Consider the following 541-nt stretch of genomic DNA (forward strand, 5'->3'; position numbering starts at 1 on the left):
CTTTTACAGCCGCCTGGGCCGCTGGCATGAAACCCGCACGCATGTGCGCAATGTCATCCAGCAGGAACAACTGCCCAATGGCCTGCTGGCGCTGACGCTGCCCGACCCGGTCGGCATGGTCATGGAGCTCAACGCGCAACGCACTGGCTGGGTGCAAGCCCTGCAGGAATGGCGGGCACAGCCGCATCGGCACTTCGAGTACTTCACCTCGCAAGCACTACTGGGCATCCGCGAATTGCACGCTGCCATGGCGGCAGTGCAGGGTGCCGAGGACGCGCAGCGGGAAGCCCGGCAGGTCGAGCAGTGGAACGACAGCCCAATCGCGGCCAAGGCGTATCTGCCGCCGGTGGACATCGACGCGCAGGCCGAACGCAACACCGCGCGCAAGCAGCAGGACGCCCGCGAGCGGCTGGAAGAGCGTTACGACGAACGCGCCCGCGCGGCGTTCCAGGCCGATTACGACCGCGAACTGAAAAACTGGCAGTCGATGATCGACCAGGTTGGCGATCTGTATGCGCGGCACTATGCCAAGCGGGCGTTT

General features: G+C 65.2%; 1 pseudogene. It reads left to right on the forward strand.

The annotated features are described in order from the left end of the window. A pseudogene (locus CAG44_RS27390) lies at positions 1-541 on the forward strand (hypothetical protein); the annotation flags it as partial.

Origin of the sequence: Pseudomonas sp. B13(2017), from assembly GCF_002113245.1 — a bacterium.
In the GTDB taxonomy this organism is placed as follows: domain Bacteria; phylum Pseudomonadota; class Gammaproteobacteria; order Pseudomonadales; family Pseudomonadaceae; genus Aquipseudomonas; species Aquipseudomonas putida_Z.